General features: G+C 54.3%; 20 protein-coding genes. 17 read left to right on the top strand and 3 right to left on the bottom strand.

The window, feature by feature from the left end; genetic code table 11:
* The first annotated feature begins 172 nt into the window (after nt 1-172).
* The 3 genes from GGE09_RS04780 to GGE09_RS04770 are packed head-to-tail and all read left to right on the top strand — an operon-like array spanning nt 173 to nt 3,187.
* Nucleotides 173-1,150: a lysylphosphatidylglycerol synthase transmembrane domain-containing protein gene (locus GGE09_RS04780; RefSeq protein WP_309744372.1), complete on the top strand. Its 978-nt coding sequence runs from the start codon at nt 173-175 to the stop codon at nt 1,148-1,150.
* Nucleotides 1,131-2,453 (top strand): FAD-binding oxidoreductase, encoded by a 1,323-nt coding sequence (locus GGE09_RS04775; protein ID WP_309744370.1) that lies wholly within the window; start codon nt 1,131-1,133, stop codon nt 2,451-2,453. The genes GGE09_RS04780 and GGE09_RS04775 overlap by 20 nt, the downstream gene beginning before the upstream one ends.
* Nucleotides 2,450-3,187 (top strand): SDR family NAD(P)-dependent oxidoreductase, encoded by a 738-nt coding sequence (locus GGE09_RS04770; RefSeq protein ID WP_309744368.1) that lies wholly within the window; start codon nt 2,450-2,452, stop codon nt 3,185-3,187. Before GGE09_RS04775 ends, GGE09_RS04770 begins: the two co-directional genes overlap by 4 nt.
* A 12-nt stretch (nt 3,188-3,199) precedes the next feature.
* Here the strand turns inward: GGE09_RS04770 and GGE09_RS04765 are convergent, their stop codons facing one another.
* Both GGE09_RS04765 and GGE09_RS04760 read right to left on the bottom strand, forming a co-directional pair.
* Complete coding sequence (locus tag GGE09_RS04765; RefSeq protein WP_309744366.1) at nt 3,200-4,621, bottom strand: UbiA family prenyltransferase; 1,422 nt, start codon at nt 4,619-4,621, stop codon at nt 3,200-3,202.
* Nucleotides 4,618-5,475: a lytic transglycosylase domain-containing protein gene (locus GGE09_RS04760; protein WP_309744364.1), complete on the bottom strand. Its 858-nt coding sequence runs from the start codon at nt 5,473-5,475 to the stop codon at nt 4,618-4,620. Before GGE09_RS04760 ends, GGE09_RS04765 begins: the two co-directional genes overlap by 4 nt.
* 352 nt (nt 5,476-5,827) lie before the next feature.
* On the opposite strand from GGE09_RS04760, the gene GGE09_RS04755 reads away from it, so the two are divergent.
* From GGE09_RS04755 to GGE09_RS04705, 11 genes are all read left to right on the top strand, one after another.
* Nucleotides 5,828-6,001 carry a hypothetical protein gene (locus tag GGE09_RS04755; protein ID WP_172827912.1) on the top strand — a complete coding sequence of 58 codons (174 nt, stop codon included), beginning with the start codon at nt 5,828-5,830 and terminating at the stop codon, nt 5,999-6,001.
* A 277-nt stretch (nt 6,002-6,278) separates the two neighbouring features.
* Nucleotides 6,279-7,112, top strand: coding sequence for a Flp pilus assembly protein CpaB (gene cpaB / locus GGE09_RS04750; RefSeq protein WP_309744361.1), 834 nt, complete (start codon nt 6,279-6,281; stop codon nt 7,110-7,112).
* Between the two features lie 238 nt (nt 7,113-7,350).
* Entirely contained in the window at nt 7,351-8,760 is a 1,410-nt protein-coding gene (locus tag GGE09_RS04745) for a type II and III secretion system protein family protein (protein ID WP_309744359.1), read from the top strand.
* A 5-nt stretch (nt 8,761-8,765) separates the two neighbouring features.
* Nucleotides 8,766-9,410 carry an OmpA family protein gene (locus tag GGE09_RS04740; protein ID WP_309744357.1) on the top strand — a complete coding sequence of 215 codons (645 nt, stop codon included), beginning with the start codon at nt 8,766-8,768 and terminating at the stop codon, nt 9,408-9,410.
* A 156-nt stretch (nt 9,411-9,566) separates the two neighbouring features.
* Nucleotides 9,567-10,799, top strand: a complete 1,233-nt coding sequence (locus GGE09_RS04735) for an AAA family ATPase (protein ID WP_309744355.1) — start codon at nt 9,567-9,569, stop codon at nt 10,797-10,799.
* A gap of 13 nt (nt 10,800-10,812) precedes the next feature.
* Nucleotides 10,813-12,285: a CpaF family protein gene (locus tag GGE09_RS04730; protein WP_309744354.1), complete on the top strand. Its 1,473-nt coding sequence runs from the start codon at nt 10,813-10,815 to the stop codon at nt 12,283-12,285.
* A gap of 12 nt (nt 12,286-12,297) precedes the next feature.
* A complete protein-coding gene (locus GGE09_RS04725) occupies nt 12,298-13,260 on the top strand; it encodes a type II secretion system F family protein (protein WP_309744352.1) in 963 nt (320 codons plus the stop codon).
* Between the two features lie 10 nt (nt 13,261-13,270).
* A complete protein-coding gene (locus tag GGE09_RS04720; protein ID WP_309744350.1) occupies nt 13,271-14,254 on the top strand; it encodes a type II secretion system F family protein in 984 nt (327 codons plus the stop codon).
* A gap of 127 nt (nt 14,255-14,381) precedes the next feature.
* Nucleotides 14,382-14,843 carry a tetratricopeptide repeat protein gene (locus GGE09_RS04715; protein WP_309744348.1) on the top strand — a complete coding sequence of 154 codons (462 nt, stop codon included), beginning with the start codon at nt 14,382-14,384 and terminating at the stop codon, nt 14,841-14,843.
* A 25-nt stretch (nt 14,844-14,868) separates the two neighbouring features.
* A complete protein-coding gene (locus tag GGE09_RS04710; protein WP_309744346.1) occupies nt 14,869-15,726 on the top strand; it encodes a tetratricopeptide repeat protein in 858 nt (285 codons plus the stop codon).
* The gene (locus GGE09_RS04705) at nt 15,726-16,223 is read left to right on the top strand and encodes a prepilin peptidase (protein ID WP_309744344.1); all 498 of its coding nucleotides are present in this window, start codon (nt 15,726-15,728) and stop codon (nt 16,221-16,223) included. Before GGE09_RS04710 ends, GGE09_RS04705 begins: the two co-directional genes overlap by 1 nt.
* Nucleotides 16,224-16,263: 40 nt before the next feature.
* Here the strand turns inward: GGE09_RS04705 and GGE09_RS04700 are convergent, their stop codons facing one another.
* The gene (locus tag GGE09_RS04700; protein ID WP_309744342.1) at nt 16,264-17,865 is read right to left on the bottom strand and encodes a hypothetical protein; all 1,602 of its coding nucleotides are present in this window, start codon (nt 17,863-17,865) and stop codon (nt 16,264-16,266) included.
* A 148-nt stretch (nt 17,866-18,013) separates the two neighbouring features.
* On the opposite strand from GGE09_RS04700, the gene GGE09_RS04695 reads away from it, so the two are divergent.
* The 3 genes from GGE09_RS04695 to GGE09_RS04685 all read left to right on the top strand — a co-directional run bounded on the left by GGE09_RS04695 (nt 18,014) and on the right by GGE09_RS04685 (nt 22,620).
* Complete coding sequence (locus GGE09_RS04695; protein ID WP_309744841.1) at nt 18,014-19,312, top strand: ATPase; 1,299 nt, start codon at nt 18,014-18,016, stop codon at nt 19,310-19,312.
* Nucleotides 19,299-20,123 (top strand): NAD(P)-binding domain-containing protein, encoded by an 825-nt coding sequence (locus tag GGE09_RS04690; protein ID WP_309744340.1) that lies wholly within the window; start codon nt 19,299-19,301, stop codon nt 20,121-20,123. Before GGE09_RS04695 ends, GGE09_RS04690 begins: the two co-directional genes overlap by 14 nt.
* Nucleotides 20,124-20,220: 97 nt before the next feature.
* Nucleotides 20,221-22,620, top strand: a complete 2,400-nt coding sequence (locus GGE09_RS04685; protein WP_309744338.1) for a ligase-associated DNA damage response DEXH box helicase — start codon at nt 20,221-20,223, stop codon at nt 22,618-22,620.
* The last annotated feature ends 36 nt before the right edge of the window (nt 22,621-22,656 follow it).

The following is a 22,656-nucleotide window of genomic DNA, read 5'->3' as shown; positions in this document are numbered from 1 at the left end:
TGGCTGCCCGCCCAGCCTGCGCCTATTTTTACCCCGTGAACAGACTCATTTTATGCGGATTATACTGTTCAAATTGCAACAGTTGCCTTGGAAACCTGCCACACTCTGGCCCAATTCGACGGCTAGTGATCGGGCAACGCGGCACAGATACAGACCGCTTGAGGCAGAGAAAATGATTTCCGCAATGAACGGCGCGCATCCATACCGCTCGACCCTGATCGTTTTGGCGATTTTTCTGGGCTGCGGCATTCTTGCCTTCGCTACCGCCTCGGGTGAGGATATCTGGCATCAGATCACTCTGCTCTCTGTCACACAGATCGCAGTCCTGCTGGCCTTGTCACTGGTAAATTACACCTTTCGCGCATTTCGCTGGTTCCTTTATGGCCGCGCCCTTGGGCTGAACCTGCGCCCGCTACAGGTGCTGCGCCACTATCTGGGCGGCTTTGCCCTGACCATGACCCCGGGACGACTGGGGGAATTGGTGCGCGTGCGCTGGATCAACCGTGAAACAGGGGCCAGTGTGGAACGCACCGCGCCGCTGGTTCTGGTGGATCGTGCCGCTGATCTGGCGTCTTCGGGGCTGTTGCTGGCCGCGGCCATGCTGGTAATGGCAGGAGGCATCAAAGGGGGCATCCCCGTTGCACTGATCGCCGTTCTGGCCGCAATCATTGCCACACGTCCCAGCCTGTTCCGCTGGTGCGTCACGGTGGTTTACAGGATGACGGGTCGCAAGCCGCGCCTGTTTGCCCGTGCCCGCCGCGCAGCCCTGTCGCTCAAACCCTTTTCACAGCCCACTATCGCCCTCCCCGCCTTTGCGCTGGGGTTTCTGGGCTGGTTCGCCGAAGGTTACGCCTTTTACCTGCTGCTGGATTGGATGGGCGCTTCCTTGCCCGTCTGGACCTGCGTCGGTATCTTTGTCTTTTCTATGATGACAGGCGGTGCCACAGGACTTCCGGGGGGGGTTGGCGGAGCAGAGGCAGCCATGCTGGCCTTGCTGGCCTTGCAGGGGGTGCCGCTTGACATTGCGATCCCTGCCACTGCGATCATCCGCATTACAACTCTTTGGTTCGCCATCGGGCTGGGTGTACTTATTTTCCCCTTTGCAGAAACCGCTGCCGCACGGAGGCCACATGCGCTGGAAAACCGCTGAACTGACAGGCTGGGGCCGTGTGCTTTCGGGGGCTGTCACACTGGCACGCCCTGAAAGACCATCCGCCCTTGCTGCCATTTTCACTGAAACCCCTGCCCCTGCGATCGGGGCGCAGCGGTCTTATGGCGATGCGGCCATAAACAGTGATGGCGCGGCGATTGATATGAACCGTCTGGATCGGTTTATCGGCTTTGATCCCGAAACAGGCGTATTGAATGCCGAATCCGGGGTCTCTATCACCGCCATGCTCGACACGTTTGCACCCAAAGGCTGGATGCCCGCCGTGATGCCCGGAACGGGGTTTGCCACGCTTGGGGGCTGTATTGCCCATGATGTCCACGGCAAAAACCACCACGGCGCGGGCACATTCGGCCAGCACGTTTTGTCGATTGAACTGCTCTGTGTGGACGGCAGCTTGAAAACCCTGACACCTGCGCGCAACAAAGACCTGTTCGCCGCCACAATCGGCGGCTTGGGGCAGACGGGTGTGATCCTGTCAGCCAAAATCCAGATGACCCCATGTTCGTCGCGCCTGATACAGGTGGATGAACGGCGCGCCGCCAATCTGGCCGAGTTTATGCAGATGCTCAAATCTTCCACCGCGACCTATTGTGTGGGCTGGATCGACGGCACGGCCAATGGCCAATCCCTTGGGCGCGGCATTCTGGAAGAGGCAGAGTTGACCAAATCCAACATGGCCCCAAAGCTGCGCAAGCCGCGCAAAGTGCCGTTCAACGCGCCAAAATTTGCCTTGTCTCCGCCAACTGTGCGTCTGTTCAACACGCTTTATTTCAACCGCATCCCCACAAACGGGCGCGGTGTTCTGCGCAGCCTTGGGGATTTCTTTTTCCCGCTGGATAAAATCCACGACTGGAACAAACTGTACGGCAAACGCGGGTTTCACCAGTTTCAATGTGTGCTGCCCGATGCCACCGCCGAACAAACCCTGCGTGAAATGCTGCGCCTGATCGCCGATGCGGGTCTGGCGTCGCCGCTTGCGGTTTTAAAACGCACGGGTGCAGGGCGCGCAGGGCCGCTGTCTTTCCCGATGGAGGGTTTTACCCTCGCGCTCGACTTTCCGAATTCGGATAAATCCCGCGCTTTGGTGAAACAGTTGAACAAAATGACGGCGCAGGCAGGTGGGCGAATTTACTTTGCCAAAGACAGTCTGGCCACTGCGACACAGATAAAAGATATGTATCCGGAACTGGCGGACTGGCAGAAAACCGTGGCCGCCGCCGATCCCGAAGGCCATTTCAAAACCGATCTGGTTCGCCGCCTGAAATTAAGGGAAACAGCATGAGCCAGACTTGGATTATTCTGGGTGCCAGCTCGGCTATGGGCCGCGCTTTTGCCCGCAAGGCCGCCGCCCAAGGCGCGGATGTGATTTTGGCCGCCCGTGACAAAGACGATCTGGACCGCACCGCCGCGGATTGCCTGTTGCGCGGCGCGCCCTGCGCTACGCCGGTTTTGTTTGATGCCCGTGATCCGAAAACCTTTGCGGCAATCTATAAAGCGGCCCAAGCAAAGGACGGTATTGTCAACGCAGCGGTCTTTGTGGGGTCTATGGCCCCCCAAGACGATGTAGATGCGGACCCGATGATCGGTGATCTGACCATTCAGGACAGCTTTACCGGACCTGTGAATTTCCTGCACGGTTTGGCCCCTTTGATGGAATCCCGCAAAGGCGGCACGGTTCTGGGGATTGGTTCGGTTGCGGGGGATCGCGGGCGCATCGGCAATTACACGTATGGCGCGGCCAAAGCGGGGTTTCACACCTATTTGTCAGGCCTGCGCAATCGGCTGAACCGTTCGGGCGGCCATGTTGTGACCGTGAAACCGGGCTTTGTGGATACGGCCATGACCTGGGGGATTGAAGGCATGTTCCTTGTGGCCAGCCCTGATCAGATCGCCAATGATTTATGGAACGCCCATGTGAAACGCAAAAACACGCTCTATACGCCGTTTTTCTGGCGCTACATCATGGCGATTATCAAATCCATTCCTGAACCGATTTTCAAGAAACTGTCGGTCTAGGGCGGTAACCGCCTAAACGATCTCGCCTGCGGCATAGAGCAGGATCAGAACCGTCACCGCGATGATGGCAATGCCGGATTTATCACGCATGGCAAATACGATCGGATCATAATCCTGTTTGCCCTGCCAGCCCAGCAGCACCATGCGGATTTGCCACAAAGCCAGCGGAATGATCGCCAGTCGCAGCATCCAGATGTCTTGGTACAAAGCCTCGGCTGTGTCACTGAACGTGTACATCAGAAACACCAGCAGCGAAAAGAACACGCCAAGCCCTGCCACGTTCACCAAATCCTCGCGGTCCGATTTGCGATAGCCGCGGCCCGGAACCTTGCCGTCAGATTTTGCCAAAGTCAGCTCTGTCAGGCGTTTCACGCAGCCAAGCGCCAGAAACGTGGGAAAGATAAACCCGACCAACCAGCCAGAGGCCAGCACCTGCGCTGCCAAACCACCCGCAATCACCCGCAACGTATAAAGACCCGCCAAAGTGGCGATATCCACCCAGCGCATTTTCTTTAGCTTCAGGGAATAGGATAAGGACAACACCATATAAAGCGCGATCACCCCCAATAGCGCCCAGCCCATGATGAAACCGACCCCAAGGGCAAAAATTCCCAAAGCGACGCTCATTAACATGGCATCGGGAATCCGTGCATTGCCGGATGCCAGCGGGCGAAAGCGTTTTTTCGGGTGCTGGCGGTCTGCTTCCAGATCCAGCAGGTCATTGACGATATAAATAGACGAAGCCGCCGCTGAAAACGCGGCTATGGCCAGAATAACCCGCAGCAAAGCCAGCGGATCGGTGGAATGGGCCACAATCAGCGGCAGGAACAGCAGCGCATTCTTCACCCATTGATGGGGGCGCAACCCCATGGCCAAGGATCGCCGCGACCAGGATTTTTTCACCTGCACAACTTCGATCCCGTCGGCTTTCAACTGCCGCACCGCTTTGGGGTGACGACCGACAATAATCGCCTCGCCTGCGGATTTCCAAACCTTCAGATCCAGATCCTGATCGCCTGCATAAGCGTATTCGCCCTCGCCAAACCGGGCATTCAGCGCCGCTGCCTTAGCATCCCCTTTCAGGTTCACATGACCGTCCGATCCGATGTGATCCCCGTCCAGCCCGTGATAATCCGCCAGCCTTTGCACCAGTGACGCATCACTGGCGGAGGCAAAGATCACCTCACGCCCTTCGGACTTTGCTTCGTCTATATAGGCTTGAATGTCGGGATTAACTGGCAGCAGCTCCACATTCACATCCGCCAGATCGGTGATTTCCCGTTTCAAACGGGCGCGATCCTTGAAATTCTGGAATACGGTTTTGATCGTCTTCAGGGGCTGTTTACCCATGGCAAGCCAAAAGCCCTCGAACAACATATCCGTTTTCAGGAACGTGCCGTCGATATCAACGGCAAGCGGTCTTTTCTGGGTCATTTACTGGCTCTTGTCTTAAAGACGCATCCGTCTGTCACATAGTTTGGCGGAGTCATACACAATGTGCGGGCAACTTGCCATGCCGCGACGACCTTGGGCACATATGCGCGGGTTTCCGGATATGGCGGCACGCCTTGGTGCTTTTTCACCGCGTTTTCGCCCGCGTTATACCCAGCCAGCGCCAGTAACGGATCGCTTTTGAATTCTTTTAGCAACCAATCGAGATAGGCTGCACCCCCTTTGATATTTTGCGCAGGGTCGGTACTGTCGGCTACGTTGAACCGCGCTGCTGTGTCGGGGATCAATTGCATCAACCCCACAGCCCCTGCCCCGCTAACCGCATCGACCTTACCTGCGGACTCCACACCGATCACTGCCAGTACAAAAGCAGGCGAGACGTTTTTGCCCAAAGTAGCCAACAAAATATTGCCGCCGTATTTATCCGCAAGAGTCTGCATATGGCTGATGTTCGGGGACAGCCGCGCGGAATGGCCTGGGTTTGACACCAGACTTTGCAAAGCCGCTTCCAATCGACCCGAGCGCGCCGCCGTTAAAGAGGGAGAATTTGACGTCCAGAACCAATCCTGCAAATCCGCCGGTGTCACAGGGGCTGTGGCCACAACGGTCTTTTCAGGCTCTTTGTTCTTTGCATTCTCCATCTTTTCTTTGTGCAGCTTCTTGTAATAGTCTTCATCCGGCGTGATCTGCACATCAATGCGCTTGCCAACCGGCTTGTTGGGGACGCCCACCTTTTTAAAGGTAAAGCCCCCCGCGGCGTATGTTGGGACCGGTTGACCGCCAAAGACGATCATCCCTGCCACACATACCGCTTTTACTGCGGAATAACCTGTCACTGCGCTGCTCTTTTGATTTTGTTTTCAAAGGAATCGCAAAAAAAGGGCGTCAAAGCTAGATAATTGTGTGGTTGAACTGTGGCTTTTTTGTCGTAATGGCCTGAAGCCCCCCTGAATTTGCATTTGTTTTCACTTTTTATCGGCAGACATCCGCTTGAAATCAAAGAGTTTTCCAATTTAATTCGATAAAAAGTGAAAATCTGAGATATTCAAAGTTTCAGCGCCAAAGTGTGGTCACAATTCCGAGTATAAATAGCTTCATAGACACGACGGGACGAGCATTGACGAGAACGCTCTACCAAAACAAACGGGTCTACGAAAAAACTCAAATGTGACCTTGGAGGGTACAAAAATGAAACTTTTTAAATTTGCAAAAGACGAAGATGGCGCAGTAACAGTTGACTGGGTTGTTCTGACAGCAGCACTGGTTCTGGTTGGTGGCGTTGTAGTGACAGCGATCCGTGGCGGCATGGAAGATCTGGCCTCCGACATCAACACTCAGCTGTCTGCGACTTCTGTTTCCTAAGCTGACTGATGCTGTAGCGAAGGGCCTTAGCGCCCTTCGCTCTCCACCGCGCTAGGCGGCAGCAAACCCCAAGACTTTGTATGCCGCGAACGATCATAGATCGGATCGCGCTTTTTTTTAGGTGGAACACCAAGCGTGTTTCTGGTGCGCGACAAATGATGTCACCAAGGCACAGGCCAAGACGGCAGCACGCAATAGCGCGCCGCCACAGGTAACAACTCAACCGACTGAATGAGTTAAACTAAGTAACGAGATTACAAAAGAGCGGGTGAAGAAAATGCGTATGGTATTTGCATTGGTGCTGGTAATGGGGGTCGCTATCGCAGGCGGCGCCGTTTACATGGCAATGGAGCGTTTCAATCAATATGAAACAGCTCTGGCAGAGAAAAACACACCTCAGATTCAGAAGATCGACCTGAAAACCGTCTATGTAGCGGCGACTGAACTGGACTACGGCAAACCTTTGACAAAAGACGATGTCAAAGCTGTTGAATTCCCCTTGGCGGCCGTTCCTGAGAATTCCTTTTCCGAATTGGAAACACTGATCGGCACAGGCGAAGATGCCAATGAGTTCCGCACAGTGTTGCGTACGATGGAACCTGGTGAAGCAATTTTGTCCACCAAAGTGACCCGCCTTGGCGAAGACGCTGGCGTTTCGTCGCGGTTGAAAAAAGGCATGCGTGCATTTGCCATCCGCGTTGATGTTGCCTCTGGTGTGTCTGGCTTCCTACGCCCTGGCGATAAAGTTGACGTTTATTGGACTGGGCAATCCAACACTGAAACCGTGACAAAACTGATCCTGAATGGATTAGAACTGATCGCGATTGACCAACAAGCCGATGCTTCACGCAATGTGACCACAGTCGCCCGCACTGTGACGGTTGCCGCGAATGTGAAAACCATCGCTGCATTGGTTCAAGCGCAATCCACCGGCAAACTGCTGTTGTCCCTGCGCGGGATCGACGACGAAACCACTTCTGAACAGATCGAGATCACCAAAGACGATCTTTTGGGACGGGAACAAATCAAACTGGTTGAAAAGCAAATCTGCACCATCAAAACCCGCCGTGGTGCCGATGTGATCGAAATCCCGATCCCCTGCTCGAACTAAATTCGACACCAATCTTTGACAAATCTCGGAAAATCGGGCGCTTCGGCGCCCTTTTTGCTGTCTTGGTCCGTGTAGAGCCATGACCAAAGTGTGACACTGTTGCCCCGAATCAACATACACGACCCGTTATAAAATATTGAATCTTGATAATAAAACGCATTTGACGCAGTGTGAGCGGTAATAATTGGGCATCAAAGACCCAGACCAAAGCAGTAGTGGTTCAGAGAGGCAGGATCACATGAATATGAAACACCTGTTAACAGCAGGCTTGTTGGGCGTATGCGCAACCAGCTATGTTGCGACCCCCGCAACGGCACAAAACGTGCTGAAAATCATGCGTGGCGCGACAACCAGCAGTATCAAAGTATCGGTTAACCGGGCCATCGTGATGGAATCCGATCAACCCTTTGCAGAGCTTTCAGTGGCCAATCCCGGCATTGCCGATATTGCGACCCTGTCTGATCGGACAATTTACGTGCTCGGTAAATCCCCAGGACGCACCACGCTGACATTGCTTGGGGCCGACGGGAAACTGATCACCAACGTGGATGTCCATGTCTCGCCCGATCTGGCCGAGTTCAAGGAACGCCTGCGCGAAATCCTCCCCCGCGAACCCATTGAAGTGCGCACCGCCAATGACGGGATCGTCCTGTCAGGCCGCGTCTCGGGTAAACAGAAACTGGCCCGTGCGCTGGATCTGGCGGAACGCTATGCACCTGAACGTGTGACCAACCTGATGACGGTCGGCGGATCACAGCAAGTGATGCTGAAAGTCCGTTTCGCAGAAATGCAGCGCAGTGTTGCCAAAAACCTGTCCGCCAGTATCGGTGTAAACGTAACGGGCAACAGCCCGATTGCACAAATCGGGACAGGGTCCTTGCTGCAAACCCCCACAACAACGGGTGTGGGGGCAGCGACAACAGGCCAACAGGGTGCTTTCTCTCTCGGGTTCACCTCGGGTGATTTGGCAATCAACCTGATGTTGGAAGCCTTGGAAACCAAAGGCTTGGTGCGCACATTGGCGGAACCCAACCTTGTTGCGATTTCAGGCAACGAAGCGGCGTTTCTGGCAGGCGGTGAATTCCCCGTCCCAGTTGCAGACGGCGACGGCGTTAAAATCGAATACAAACCTTTCGGTATCCAACTTAAGTTCAAACCGATTGTTGTAGACGGCGACCTGATCAACCTGACCATCGAAAGTGCGGTGTCCGAACTGGACCCGACACAGTCGATCACCGTCAGCGGCTCTGTCATCCCCGCTTTCTCCAAGCGCGAAGCCACAACGGTTGTGGAAATGCGCGACGGGCAAAGCATGTCGATTGCGGGTCTGTTACAAGACAACTTCACCGATGCGGCTTCTCAAGTGCCTTGGCTTGGCGACGTTCCCATTCTGGGCGCCTTGTTCCGCAGTGCAAACTATGCCCGTGACCAAAGCGAGCTGGTTGTGATTGTCACGCCTCATCTGGTGACCCCGGTAGACAGCGACAGCCTGAGCCTGCCAACCGACCGTATTAAGATCCCGAACGAAAGCGAATTGTTTTTGCTGGGGAACGTGAGCGGTAATCGCAAGGGTAAAGCCGTAAAAGGTGCCACCGGAACAGTATCGTCGCAGGACTTCACCGGGTCCTACGGCTATGTGATGGAGTAAGACACATGAAAACGCTTTCAATCACGTCCACCGCCGTCTTCGCACTTGCTTTGGCAGGGTGTTCGGCCACCGACAGCACCTTTGCCTACCTCGGCCCTGAAGCTGGCTATGAAATCACAGACAGCAGCCTGGGGGTTGCCACGGCCAATAACGTCGCGGTGCAATCGGGCGATCTGGCTGGATCAATGGCCGCAAATCTGACGCGCAAATTCGCAGCCGAGGCCCCTGCCCGCATCACTTTTGCCTTTAACTCGGCAGCGCTTGATGCAACCGCACAAAGCATGTTGCGCCAGCAGGCGCAGTGGATCAAAGCACACCCGCAGATCGTATTCCGCGTCTATGGCCATACGGATAAAGTCGGCTCTGACGCCTACAACCGCCGTCTGGGCAAACAACGGGCTGTTGCTGCGGTGAACTTCCTTGTCAGTCAGGGCGTCAGCCGCAAAAAACTGCAAGCGGTCGCCTCATTCGGGGAAACCCAGCCTGTGGTTCTGACAGAAGCTGCCAATCGTGAGAACCGCCGGACTGTGACCGAAGTATCAGGGTTCGCCCGCAAAGGTCAGGCCTCTGATCTGGACGGGAAATACGCAAAATATGTGTATGATCAGTATATTAGCACGACCTACACTGTTGAAGACAAAAAAGAATAAGCTTCTCCCAAGCTTGATGCGGGCAAAAATTCTTAAAATTGCCCGCATCAATCTAAAAATTACCACATTCCTAATATATTTCCGACCATATGAGCAGGCGCATACCGCGCTAAAAAAACAAGCGGGATCAATCCCGTATCTGGATGGACCGAGGTTATGAGCGCCGATACAGACACCAAAGACGCGGGAAAAGTGATCGCTTGTGCGATTGCACGGGATATCGAAGCGTTTGATCTTCTGATTGAAGATATGGAAGCCGAATTTGATGAAAATTGGGGCGCCTTAACCTTTGAAGCTGCTGAGGCTGCGTTAAATTCCGACATTGGCAAAGACCTGAAACTGGTCACAGTTGCCGTGGATAAAAACGACGAGCAAGACCTGACACTAGTGGCGAATGCGATCCGCACCGCCCGTGAAAGAGACATTCGCGTGATCCTCGTTCCGAACGAGTTGAACACCGTTGCCCTGCATCAGTTGATGCGCATGGGCTGTGATGATTTCGCCCCCTACCCCCTGCCCGAAGGCGCGCTGCATGATGCGATTGAACGTATCTCCAAAGTGCCAGATGTGCCCGTCGTAGCCACCCCGGCAACCCCGGTTACCCCCGCTGATACCAGTCGCAGCGGAATCGTTTTACCCGTCTACGGCCTGGGTGGCGGCGTTGGCGCCACCACATTCGCAGCCAATCTGGCTTGGGAGCTTCAGAAAATTGGTGAGAATGAGAATAAAAAAGTCTGTATTCTCGATTTCGATTTTCAGTACGGTGCGGTGTCCACATATCTTGATGTACCGCGCACAGAAGCGGTTTTTGAATTCCTCTCGGATGCAGCAGCAGCCGATGCAACGGGTTTGAAACAGGCGATGTCAGCGTATAAGGACCGCCTTGATGTGCTGTCTTCGCCGATCGACGCCCTGCCTTTGGAATTTGTCGAACCGGACGGCATCCAAAATATCATCACGCTGGCAAAATCCAGCTATGACTTTGTAATCATTGACGTTCCTCAGGCGTTGGTTAGCTGGTCTGAAACCGTTCTGGAAGAAGCACAATTGTATTTCGCCATTCTGGAACTGGATATGCGTTGCGCACAGAACGCTTTGCGGTTCGTACGCACGTTGAAAGCCGAAGACCTGCCGTTTGAAAAAGTGCAGTTCGCGCTAAACCGTGCACCCAAATTTACCGACATGTCCGGCAAGGCCCGGGTCAAGCGGATGGCTGAAAGCCTGGAAATTGATTTCCGCTATTCGCTGCCAGATGGCGGCAAACCAGTGGCCAATTCCGGCGATGAAGGCATCCCGTTGGCCGAACTCGCAGCAAAAAATCCGCTTCGTAAAGAGATTCTAAAGATCGCTAAGACAATATCGGAACTTGTAAAAGACGACGCGCAATAAAGGGGAGTAACGAATGTTTAAAAGATATAAAAAATCAGACTCCAAACCTGCGGCAGATATAGCACCGGAAGCTCCGGTCGCTGTGGTCGAAACCGCGCCTGAAGCTGTTGCAGCACCGGCCGCAGCAGCTCCGAAAGCGGCCCCTAAGGCTGTGCCAGCCGCGGCAAAGACCAAGGCAGATAACCTCAGCCGTGAAGAACGTCGGGCGCAAAAGCTGATGGATGTCCGTCTGGACATGCACAACCGTCTTTTGGAAAACTTGAACCTCGGTGCGATTGAATCCGCGTCAGAGGCTGACTTGCGCCGTGAAATTGCGGCTATCTGTTCGGATGGTCTTCAGGAAATGGGTCTGGTTCTGTCAAAAGAAGAACGCACCAACCTGAACAGCGAAATGTTTGACGAAGTCACGGGTCTTGGCCCGTTGGAACCGCTTCTGAAAGACGAAGACATCGCCGATATTCTGATCAATGGTCCCAAACAGATCTTCATTGAAAAAAGCGGTAAGCTGTCTCTGTCTAAAGTGGTGTTTCGCGATGACAAGCACCTGTTGCGGGTGATTGATAAAATCGTGTCGGCTGTTGGTCGTCGTGTCGATGAATCAAACCCTTACGTGGATGCGCGTTTGCTGGACGGTTCCCGTTTCAACGCCATGGTCCCACCCATCGCGATTGATGGTGCCCTTGTGTCCATTCGGAAATTCAAAAAAGACAAACTCGGTATCGACGATCTGGTGAAATTCGGGGCCTTTACCGATGAAATGGCCGCCTATTTGCAGGCCGCCGTGGCCTGCCGTCTGAACATTATCGTGTCCGGCGGTACAGGGTCTGGTAAAACCACCACGCTGAACGCTTTGTCCAGTTTCATTGCCAATGACGAACGTGTGGCCACAATCGAAGACACCGCCGAGCTGCAACTGCAACAGATTCACCTGGCGCGGATGGAAACCCGTCCGCCAAACGTGGAAGGCAAAGGCGAAGTAGACGCCCGTGCCTGTCTGAAAAACGCCCTGCGGATGCGTCCTGACCGGATTATCGTTGGGGAAACTCGCGGCGACGAGGTTATCGACATGTTGCAGGCCATGAACACAGGCCACGACGGGTCCATGACCACAATTCACGCCAACTCGGCCCGTGATGCGGTTGCCCGACTGGAAAACATGATCGCCATGACCGGTGTTGAAATGCCCCTGCGCGCCATGCGCTCGCAAATCGCATCGGCTGTCAACCTGATCGTTCAGGTTAAACGTCTGCAAGACGGGTCTCGTCGTATGGTGTCCATTACCGAAGTGGCCGGCATGGAAGGCGATGTGATCTCCTTGCAGGAAATCTTTAAATACGAAATCGAAGGCACAGGCAAAGACGGCAAACTGATTGGTGACTTTACCCCAACAGGCCTGCGCTCGCTCTACTCTGATCGCTTCAAACAGTGGGGCTTTGATCTGCCCTCCAGCATTTATTCTCCGCGCCGCCAAACCGCAGCGCAATAAGGAAACAATATTATGGGTACGCAAGCAGTCATCTATCTTTTGATCTTCGTCGGCGTCGTGCTGATTGTCGAGGGTATCTATCTTGTGACCTTTGGCAAATCCATCAAACTTAACAGCCGCGTGAACCGCAGGCTGGCCCTGATGGAAACCGGCAAAGCCCAGGAAGAAGTGTTTGAAGCCCTGCGCAAAGAGCGGGATCAGCACCTTTCGGGGCTGAAACTGCCGATCATGTCGATCCTTAGCAACAAAGCGCAGCAAGCAAACATTGCGTTTTCACCAACCGCGCTGATTATGGTGATGGGCTTTGTCGCTGTACTTAGCTTTGGCGGCCTGACCTATTTCACTGAAACCGGCCTGACACTGCGCTGCATCCTGTCTGTTCTGATCGGTGGGGGTGGCGTTTATTTCTGGCTTAACGGCAAGGCGAAAAAACGCATGGCCGCCTTTGAAGAGCAACTGCCGGATGCCGTTGATCTGATCGTGCGTTCACTGCGTGTTGGTCACCCTTTCTCTAATGCAATCAACATCGTAGCCAATGAAATGCCAGACCCGATCGGCTCTGAATTCGGTATGATCGTCGATGAAACCGCTTACGGCGCTGATATTGCCTCGGCCCTGAACAATATGGCAGAGCGGATCGACGTGCCCGACCTGCGCTTCCTGACTGTGGCTGTTGCGATCCAGGCTAAAGCGGGTGGTAACCTGGCCGAAGTTCTGGACGGTCTGTCCAAGGTGATCCGGTCCCGTTTCAAACTGTTCCGCCGCGTTAATGCCATCACCGCCGAGGCGAAATGGTCCGGCATGTTCTTGTCTGGCTTTCCATTGGCAGCACTTGGCGGCGTAAACCTGATGAACCCAACCTATTATGATGCCGTAAAACCGACTGAATATTACATGCCCGCAGCGATTGGCGTTTTTGTCGCCCTTGCCATTAACGTTTTGGTAATGCGCCATATGGTCAATATCAAGGTATAGGAGCCATCAGATGTTCGAACAGATCAACACCTACCTTGTAGAAATTCTGGGCCCAGCCGGGCCGTTGATCGCTATGGGCGTGCTTGGCGTGTTCTTCATCGTCATGACTCTCCCCTTCCTGCTGACCAAAAAAGAAGATCCGTTTGATCGGCTTGCCGGTTCAGGTGTGCGTAATCCAACGCCTTCGCGCGGTGCCGGCAACCAACCCAAACTGGAATTGCGCGAAAAACAGAAAGGCCCGAACCTCGATAAATTCGCGGCCTATCTGGAACCGCAAGACCAACAGGAATTTTCCGATCGCCGTTTGAAATTGATCCAAGCGGGCTATCGTACCAAAGGTGCGGTACGGACATTCCACTTTATGCAACTGGTTCTTGGCCTTGCAGGTTTGTTGATCGGCACCGTCTATACATTCATTTTGACGGGTGCCCCGTCCGATCTGAAATGGCTGGCTGCGCAAACCTTAGGCCCGGGTTTTGTGGGATACTACGCCCCGATCTATTGGGTCGAAAAACGCCGTGCCACCCGCCAAGAAGAAATCCTGAACGGCTTTCCGGACGCGCTCGACCTTATGCTGGTCTGTATCGAAGCGGGCCAGTCCCTTGACCAAGCTGTACAGCGTGTGTCCAAAGAAATTGCTCCGTCGGCCCCTGCCCTCTCCGAAGAATTCACCATCGTCGCCAATGAAATGCGCGCCGGTAAAGAACGGCCCGTCGTGCTGCGCGACATGGCCGAACGCTGCGATTGTCAGGACATTTCTGCATTTGTCACCGTGATGATCCAGTCCGCCACCTTTGGTACATCCCTGGGCGAGGCATTGCGCGTCTATGCCTCGGAAATGCGGGATAAACGTGTGACCCGCGCCGAAGAAAAAGCCAACAAGCTGCCCACAAAAATGACACTCTGCACCATGATGTTCACGGTGCCTCCTCTTCTCGTAATTATGGTGGGGCCTTCGGTCTTTGATATCTATGTTCACATGGTGCAAAAATAAATCAGCTATTGCAGCGGCAGTCTTAGCCTGCGGTTTTCTGACGGCATGTTCCCTGAACCCTGCGGTTAATTCGCGTTCCCTGGCCGAGGTTCATGAAGGCGTCAAAGCCCCGCCCGGTACAGAAAAAGTGACCGAATCCGTAGACGGCCTTACCGTCGGTCACCGGTTAATGGCCTCGGGCGAATATGAGCTTGCCTTAAAAGCGTATACCCGCGCTGCAGGTAATATCGGATTGAACGCAGATGTGCTCAGCGCCCTTGGCTCTGCCAATTTACACCTTGGCCGGCTGCACCATGCCCGTGAATTGCTAGAACTGGCGGTCAATAAAGACCCCGAATTTGTGCCAGCATGGAACAATCTGGGCGTGGTTTTACAGTCCCAAGGCGAATATCCAGAGGCAAAGCGTGTCTTTCAGCTCGCATATGGGCTTGATAACGGAAATTCTGAAGAAATCCGCAAGAATTTGACCAAAGTTATCGCAATTATGGACAAGTCGGTTTATTCTACCCCTAATGACAATAATGAATTCGAGTTGGTGAGGCGGGGTAACGGCAATTACATGCTGCTATCCACATCAAACTCGGGATAAAAACGAGCAGTACAGGAACAGACCCATGGGCAATCCACTAATGGGCACACTCGCAATCGCTGGCTTGCTGGCTCTTGGCGCATGTGCAGAAAACGGCGACGCATCCAAAGCAGCGGATCTCGATCCCACAAGCGTTGTTGATGCGACAGATTTGAACGACATCATGTTGACAGTGGCCGATCCGAATGAGGCCGTTGAATACTTTCGATCCTCCCTGACCAAAGACCCCAAACGAACCGATTTTCGTCGCGGGTTGGCGCAATCTCTGGTTCGTGCCAAACGGGCGACAGAATCTGTACCGATCTTTGAAAAACTGATTGAGGACCCGAAAAGCACGGATCAGGACCGAATCGATTATGCGGATGCGCTGATCCGCACCAATGACTGGGCAGGTGCCGAAGCCCAGTTGAATAAAGTCCCGCCAACGGTCGAAACTTACAAACGTTACCGTCTGGAAGCGATGATCGCGGACAGTCAGAAAAAGTGGAAGAAAGCTGACAGTTTTTACGAAATCGCGTCTGGCCTGACCACCAAACCATCCAATGTGATGAACAACTGGGGCTATTCGAAAATGGCCCGCGGTGACTATAAGGGTGCGGAAAAGCTGTTTGTTCAGGCAATAACCTATGATCGCAAACTGTTCACCGCCAAAAACAATCTGGTTCTGGCCCGCGCTGCGCAGAAAAACTATGCATTGCCTGTGGTGCCGATGACCGAAACCGAAAAGGCACAGATGCTGTACACGGCGGGTCTGTCGGCGGTCAAACAGGGCGACACGGATGTCGGGCGCGGTCTGCTTGAAGATGCAATTGATACCCATCCGCGCCATTTCGAAGAAGCGGTGCGCAGCCTTGAAGCGTTGAAACGTACGATCAAAAGCTGATGATCACGGGATTGGACCCAACGCTGGTTCTTTTACTGATCGCCCTGCCCTTTTGTATCTGGGCTGCGATCAGCGATCTGCGGCACATGAAAATATACAATAAAACCACACTGGGCCTGTTTTTGGCATTTGCCGCAGTGGGGCTTTTGTTGTTCCCGCTAGACCTCTATGCATTGCGTCTGGCGCAGGCGGCTTTGATGCTGGCGGTTGGTTTTTTGTTAACAGCTTTTGGCTATATGGGCGGTGGTGACAGCAAATTCATTGCCGCAATGGCACCATTCATTGCCCTTGGGGATGCGACCATGTTCTTGATGTTATTGGCCGCTTTATCCCTGCTAACGGTCGCATTGCACCGCGGGATTGGCGCGATTGCCCCCCTTAAACCCTACCTAAAGGGCTGGAAGTCCTGGCAAGTAGGCGGAAAATTCCCCTATGGCGTCACGCTTAGCGCGTCGCTGGCCTGTTATCTGGTGATGCAAACCTCTTTTGCCTTTTAAAAGGGCCATTTCCGCAGACCACCGCCCAATCGTATCGGGCTTAATCCTGTTTTAGCAGGATGAACAAATCATTGCGCAACACCTCACTAAAGGACAGGGCAGGGTCTTGTTCGATTTCACTCAGCACCATACGACGCACGTCTTGCCCCATCGGGCAAAGCGGAACCACCACGAATTCCGCCGCTGCAAAACCCGGCGTTCCCCCATAATACCACGGTGCCCCGCCAGTTAAGGGCGCAGTATCAGAAAACAGCCACAAGCCGTTGATCCAATCCGCATAAAGGGTTTGCGCCCCTTTGGCCTGCGACATTTGATCAAGCCGTTTCCCCGTTTCAATCAATTCCGCAACCAGCCCGGTGGATTTTTGGCAATCTGGCAGCGTTTCCCCAGCCAAAACAGTGGGCTTCGCTCCGCTGGAGGCCAGAGCGGTAAACGGACGGTCTATGCGGTAATCCCCATCCTTCGCGCCGCGAAACCGCAAATCGTTATTGGCAGGTGATCGAAACACAGCGGCAAATCTATCTGGGCGCAGGCTGTTGTGGATCAACAAAGACTGAATTTGTGTCACCAGCAAAGGCATTCCAAGGGTCATCAACATAACCGACACGATCTGCAACGCCCTTTTCAAGGGCCAGCCAAAGCGGTTGTACAGCTCTACATCGCGGGCCAGTGCCAACACCAGCACCCCTGCGGGGATAAGCCAATGAGGGTCATTTTGCCAGTTCTGATGGGTGATCAACACCCACCCCGCCACCAATGCCAGCAACACCAAAGCTGACCCCGATTTGCGCGCCTGACGCAGGAACACAATGCCCGTCAGAACCGCCAAAACTCCGACGATTTGCGCCGGTGCCAGTAGCATCAAAACCAACGGCGCCCCCGGCTGCCCGCGCGCTGCAGAATTTGCCACGAACATCAGGTCCTGAACATACCCCTGCCAATAGGTCAGCCCCCCAAGGGGCAGCGTAATACAGGTCAGAAACACCATCGACCACAGCACAGAGAAGGCCAGCATTTTGAACTGCCGGCCGATCAGCAAAGCAAGGATAAGCGCAGGCAGCAAAAACACCGCGAAGGTGGCCTTTGTCAGCAGTAAAAAGCCGACTCCAACCCCGAGGATCATAGGCTCTGCCAAAAGGGTCCAACGATTGTTCAAACGGGACGGCACCACAGCCAAAGCCACAAGCAGTGCCCCGACTGCCCAGCACCAGTTGTTATAGTACATTGAGGCGGTCACAGTCGGCGCGACGCCGCCGTGAACCAACGCCAACATCTGCACTAAAAAGACCGCACCAAGGGCCAATGCGCCGCTGGGGGCAAAGCGCGATAGCCCCACCCAGTAAAGCGCGGGCAGCATGACTAAGGTGATCATCACAGGCGCATAGGCAAAGGCCCCACCGACGCCAAACCCCAGATCCATCAACCAGACAATCGGAAGAAACGCCATGGCGCCGAGCGGGGTCAAGAAATCCAGATGGGGCACTTGCCCTGCCTGCATCCGCAACACGATCTGCGCCATGTGAATCGCATCGCCGTCAAAGCTCATGATCAGCACAGCACCGCTGTTTGAACGCATCATCGCCAGCACGGCCAACAGCCCAATCAGGAACAATGCGTACCAAAACCAAAATAATTGCCGCACGTCCGCCCCCGGCTGTTGCCTGTTTCAAACAAGTTAAATCAAACCGTCGCAATCCGCAAAATCAAATGCAGTTTTTATTTACCAGTAGAAGATAGAAAGAGTAGGCTTCGACTATAAAATACAAAACATAAAAAGCAGTGGTATGACAATGAATATGCAGGCGCGCACTCTGCACTATCCCCAAATTCCGATGTCTATTGCGGCAACGGGTTTGAACCCCGTGTTTGCACGGGATATTTTAATTAAAACCATGTTTCGTAAAAACGTTTCAACCCCGGGTGAGGTGGAAAAAACGCTTTGTTGTTCTACGCCTGTCGCGCTTGAACTGATTGAAATGGCCCGCAGCCAGAACATGCTTGAAGTCACGGGTAAAACTGGCACGGAACTGCGGTATCAAATGTCTGAAAGCGGTAAATCCCGCGCGCTTGATGCCTTGGCGCAATCCGAATATTTCGGCGCGCTTCCCATCCCGCTGGCCCATTACCGCGAACAGGTTAAGCTGCAATCTGTGGCCGATGTAGGCATCACGCAAGAAGCACTTGAAAACTCAATGGGGCATCTGATTATCCCTGATGGTTTACTGACCCAATTGGGGCCTGCGGTGAACTCGGGGAAATCCATCCTGATGTACGGCCCTCCGGGCAACGGGAAATCCTCCATTTCTAATGGCATTCGTGACGCCCTTGGGGACCGGATTTTTGTGCCAAAAGTGCTGGAATATTCGGGTCAGGTGATCTCGGTTTACGACCCGATTGTGCATGGTATGGCACAAGAAAGCGTCGTCGACCCGAATGCCTTGCGGCGGACAGGCGTGCAATTCGACAGCCGCTATGTGCTGTGCAACCGTCCATCGGTGATCACGGGGGGGGAATTGACCCTTGGGATGCTGGAACTGAACTACAATCCCAGCTCAAAAACCTATCAGGCACCTTTGCAGCTAAAGGCAACGGGCGGCGTCTTTATTGTAGATGACCTTGGCCGCCAGTCCGAACCGCCACAGGCGTTGATCAACCGTTGGATTGTTCCTATGGAAGGCGGCGAAGACATCCTTTCACTGCAATCAGGTGAAAAATTCCTAGTGCCGTTTGATACATTGGTGATCTTTTCGACCAACTTCCATCCCGCCGAAATCTTTGACGGCGCAGCCCTGCGTCGGATTTATTATAAGGTTCTGGTGGATCGCCCGACCCGCGACCAGATGATCCAGATTTACGCATTGGTGTCCAAAGCGATGAAGATGCCATTGGATGAAAAGGTTCTTATCCACCTGTTTTCAAAGCTTTACCCACAAGTTGACAACACCTATGCGGCCTATCATGCACCTTTCCTGATCACCCAGATGAAATCCATCTGCGATTATGAAGGCCGCCCGCATACAATGGCAATTGACCTGATTGAACGGGCTTGGGCCAACTTGTTCGTGGCAGAATCCGTTGTCGAACACTAAGCTGAACACTGTTGTCGCAGGCTGTGGCCGCATGGGGGAACCTATGCTGGCCGCCTTGCGCAAGGCGGATTTCCCTGCCAGCGGCTTTGATCTACGCGATCCCATCAGCTACGGGCCAATCGGCGACTATATTACCAATAAAACCAGCGACATACCAACGAACACGACCGTCCTGATCACTGTGGTACGCGACATCCCGCAAACAGAATCTCTGTTATTCGGGGCGCAAAACCTTTTACGACAATTGCCAGCCCTGACCCATCTTGTGGTCAGTTCCACCGTATCCCCCCGCTACATCGCCGATCTGCAATCCCGCGTCCCCTGCACATTGATCGACGCGCCTATGTCCGGCGCTGCAATCGCTGCGGAACAGGCGCGTCTTTCTTTCATGCTTGGTGGCCCTAAAACAGACATCCAGCACCTCATGCCGCTTTTTTCCGCGATGGGTGCACATTTTCATCACATGGGTGACACCGGCGCTGGAATGGCAGCCAAGGTCTTGAACAATCTACTGGCCGCCACAAATACGGCAACCACGCGCCTGATCCTCGACTGGGCCGACGCCGCCAATATCGACGAACAGAAACTGCTTGACCTGATCCACACGTCATCCGGCCAAAACTGGCTCGCTTCCGGCTTTAATGACATCGAATTTGCCCGGGACGGTTTTGCCTTAGACAACACAATCGGCATTCTCAAAAAGGACGTGGAAAGCGCGCTGGATGCCGCCCCGCTTGGCGCTGATACCAGCCTGCCAGAAACAGTCATCCGCCAAATCACCGCCCTAACCCCGCGCCCAGCAAAAAACTAGCCCCACCCCGCTTCTTCTTTCCTAAAATATCCGCGGGGGGGTTTAGGGGGCAGCCAGCCCCCTTTGCAACGCCACCGCCACAGGCTACGTCTAAAACATGACCAAGCTGCCGCAAAAATTCAAAGACTGGTTTGACGCCCGTGGCTGGCAGGTTCACCCCCATCAACAACAGTTGCTAGAGCGCGCGGACGATCCCGCAACCCTGCTGATCGCCCCTACGGGCGGTGGCAAAACATTGGCGGGTTTCCTGCCCAGTCTGGTAAAATTGGCTGAAAACCCGCAGGACGGTCTGCACACGCTTTACATCTCGCCACTAAAAGCACTGGCGTCTGACATTCGCCGCAACTTACAGACCCCGATAGAGGCGCTGAATTTACCGGTTCGGGTTGAAGACCGCACAGGGGATACGCCGCAAAGCAGGCGCAAACGCCAGCGGGCTGATCCACCGCACATCCTGCTGACTACGCCGGAATCTCTCGCTATTCTATTGTCTTACGAAGATGCCCCCAAGGTTTTCAAAGGGCTGAAACGGGTTGTGGTCGATGAAATTCACGCCCTCGCAGAAAGCAAACGGGGCGATCAACTTATGCTGTGCCTGTCGCGGCTACAGGCACTCGCCCCTGATCTGCGCCGTGTGGGTCTATCTGCTACAGTCGAAGATCCACCCGCCCTCGCCGGTTTTCTGGCCAATCATCCTGATCCGTGCAATGTCCTGCTGGCCGCGCCGGGACCAGACCCCGACATCCGCATTTTACACACGCAAACACCGCCGCCATGGTCCGGTGCTGGCGCGGTTTATTCGGTTCCCGAGGTTTTGAAACTGGTCGAAACCGCAAAAACCACCCTGATTTTTATCAACACCCGTGCGCAGGCCGAAATCTATTTTCGCGCAATCTGGACCGCCAACGAAGCTGCGCTGCCCATCGCGCTTCATCACGGCTCATTGTCGCGCGAAGCGCGGGATAAGGTCGAAGCCGCCATGGTCACAGGCAGTCTGCGGGCGGTTGTATGTACCGGCACGCTGGATTTGGGGATTGATTGGGGGGATGTGGATTTAGTCATCCAGATCGGTGCCCCGAAGAATATCAAACGTCTGGTGCAGCGGATCGGGCGCTCTAATCACCGTTACAATGCGCCCTCCCGCGCCGTGATTGTCCCCTCGAACCGGTTTGAAGTGCTTGAGGCACAGGCCGCGCTTGAAGCGGTAAAAGACCATACCCTAGACGGCGAGCCCCGTGGCGATTGCCCGCGCGATGTTCTGTGCCAGCACATTTTGATCCGCGCTTGTGCTGGGCCGTTCAGCGCCGACACGTTGTTCGCCGAGGTCTGTCAAGCTGGTCCTTACCGCAACCTGACCCGCGTGGGATTTGACGCCTGCCTGAACTTTTGCGCCACAGGTGGCTATGCCCTGCGCACCTATGACAGGTGGCAGCGTCTGATGTTAAACCCGCAAGGGCTTTGGCAATTGCGCGATCCCCGCGCTGCGCAACGCATTCGTATGAATGTGGGTACAATCGTTGACACTGAAACCTTGAAAGTGCGCTGGCGTGGTCGCGGCGGTGAGCCCTTGGGCGAGATCGAGGAAAATTTCGCAGCCACTTTAACCCAAGGCGACACGTTTTTAATTGGCGGCCAAGTGGTGCAATACGAAGGTCTGCGCGAAATGACGGTTCAGGTGTCCAAAGGCCGCAAGAAACCCCGCATTGCGGCTTTTTCCGGCACGAAATTCGCCACCTCTACACTGCTGTCCACCCGCGTCATCGAACTGATCAACAGCGGTGATTGGTCTGCGTTGCCGGATCACACGCAAAGCTGGCTCGACACGCAACGCCAGATTTCCGCACTGCCAAGGCCGGACCGGATGTTGGTGGAAAGCTATTGGCGCGACACCACCGCCTATACTTGTTTTTACGGGTTCGCTGGGCGCAATGCTTTGCAAACGCTGGGGTTGTTGCTGACCAGCCGGATGGAATTGGCCGACCTGAACCCCATAGGATTTGTTGCGACCGATTACGCCTTGCTGATCTGGGGATTAACCGCCGTAAACGACCCTGCTACCCTGTTGTCACCCGAGGATTTACGGGACGGGTTGGACGGATGGCTTGCGGGGAATGCAGTTATGAAACGCAGCTTTAGAACTGTCGCAACCATTTCGGGCTTGATTGAAAAGCACCTTCCCGGGAAACGCAAAACAGGACGTCAGGCCACATTTTCATCCGACATTTTGTATGACACCCTGCTGAAATATGACCCGGACCATTTATTGCTGCAAATCACCCGCGAAGAAGCCATGCGCGGGTTGGTGGATTTCGGTCGGATCGAGGAAATGTTACGGCGTGTGCAGGGTCGCATTGACCACGTTCAAGCCCCCCATGTGACCCCGCTAAGCGCGCCAATGTTGCTTGAGGTGGGCAAGGTTCCGATCCATGGCGCGGCACTGGAACGTGCAGCCGAGAGTCTCGCTGCCGACTTGATGCGCGAGGCGGGGTTGAAATAGCTTGATTCCCTGCTCCGTTGACGGCATGTCCGCGCA

Source organism: Roseobacter sp. N2S, from assembly GCF_031454055.1.
GTDB lineage: Bacteria > Pseudomonadota > Alphaproteobacteria > Rhodobacterales > Rhodobacteraceae > Amylibacter.
The sequence above is the reverse complement of the archived record's forward strand: the minus strand, read 5'-3'. Positions and strand labels throughout refer to the sequence as shown.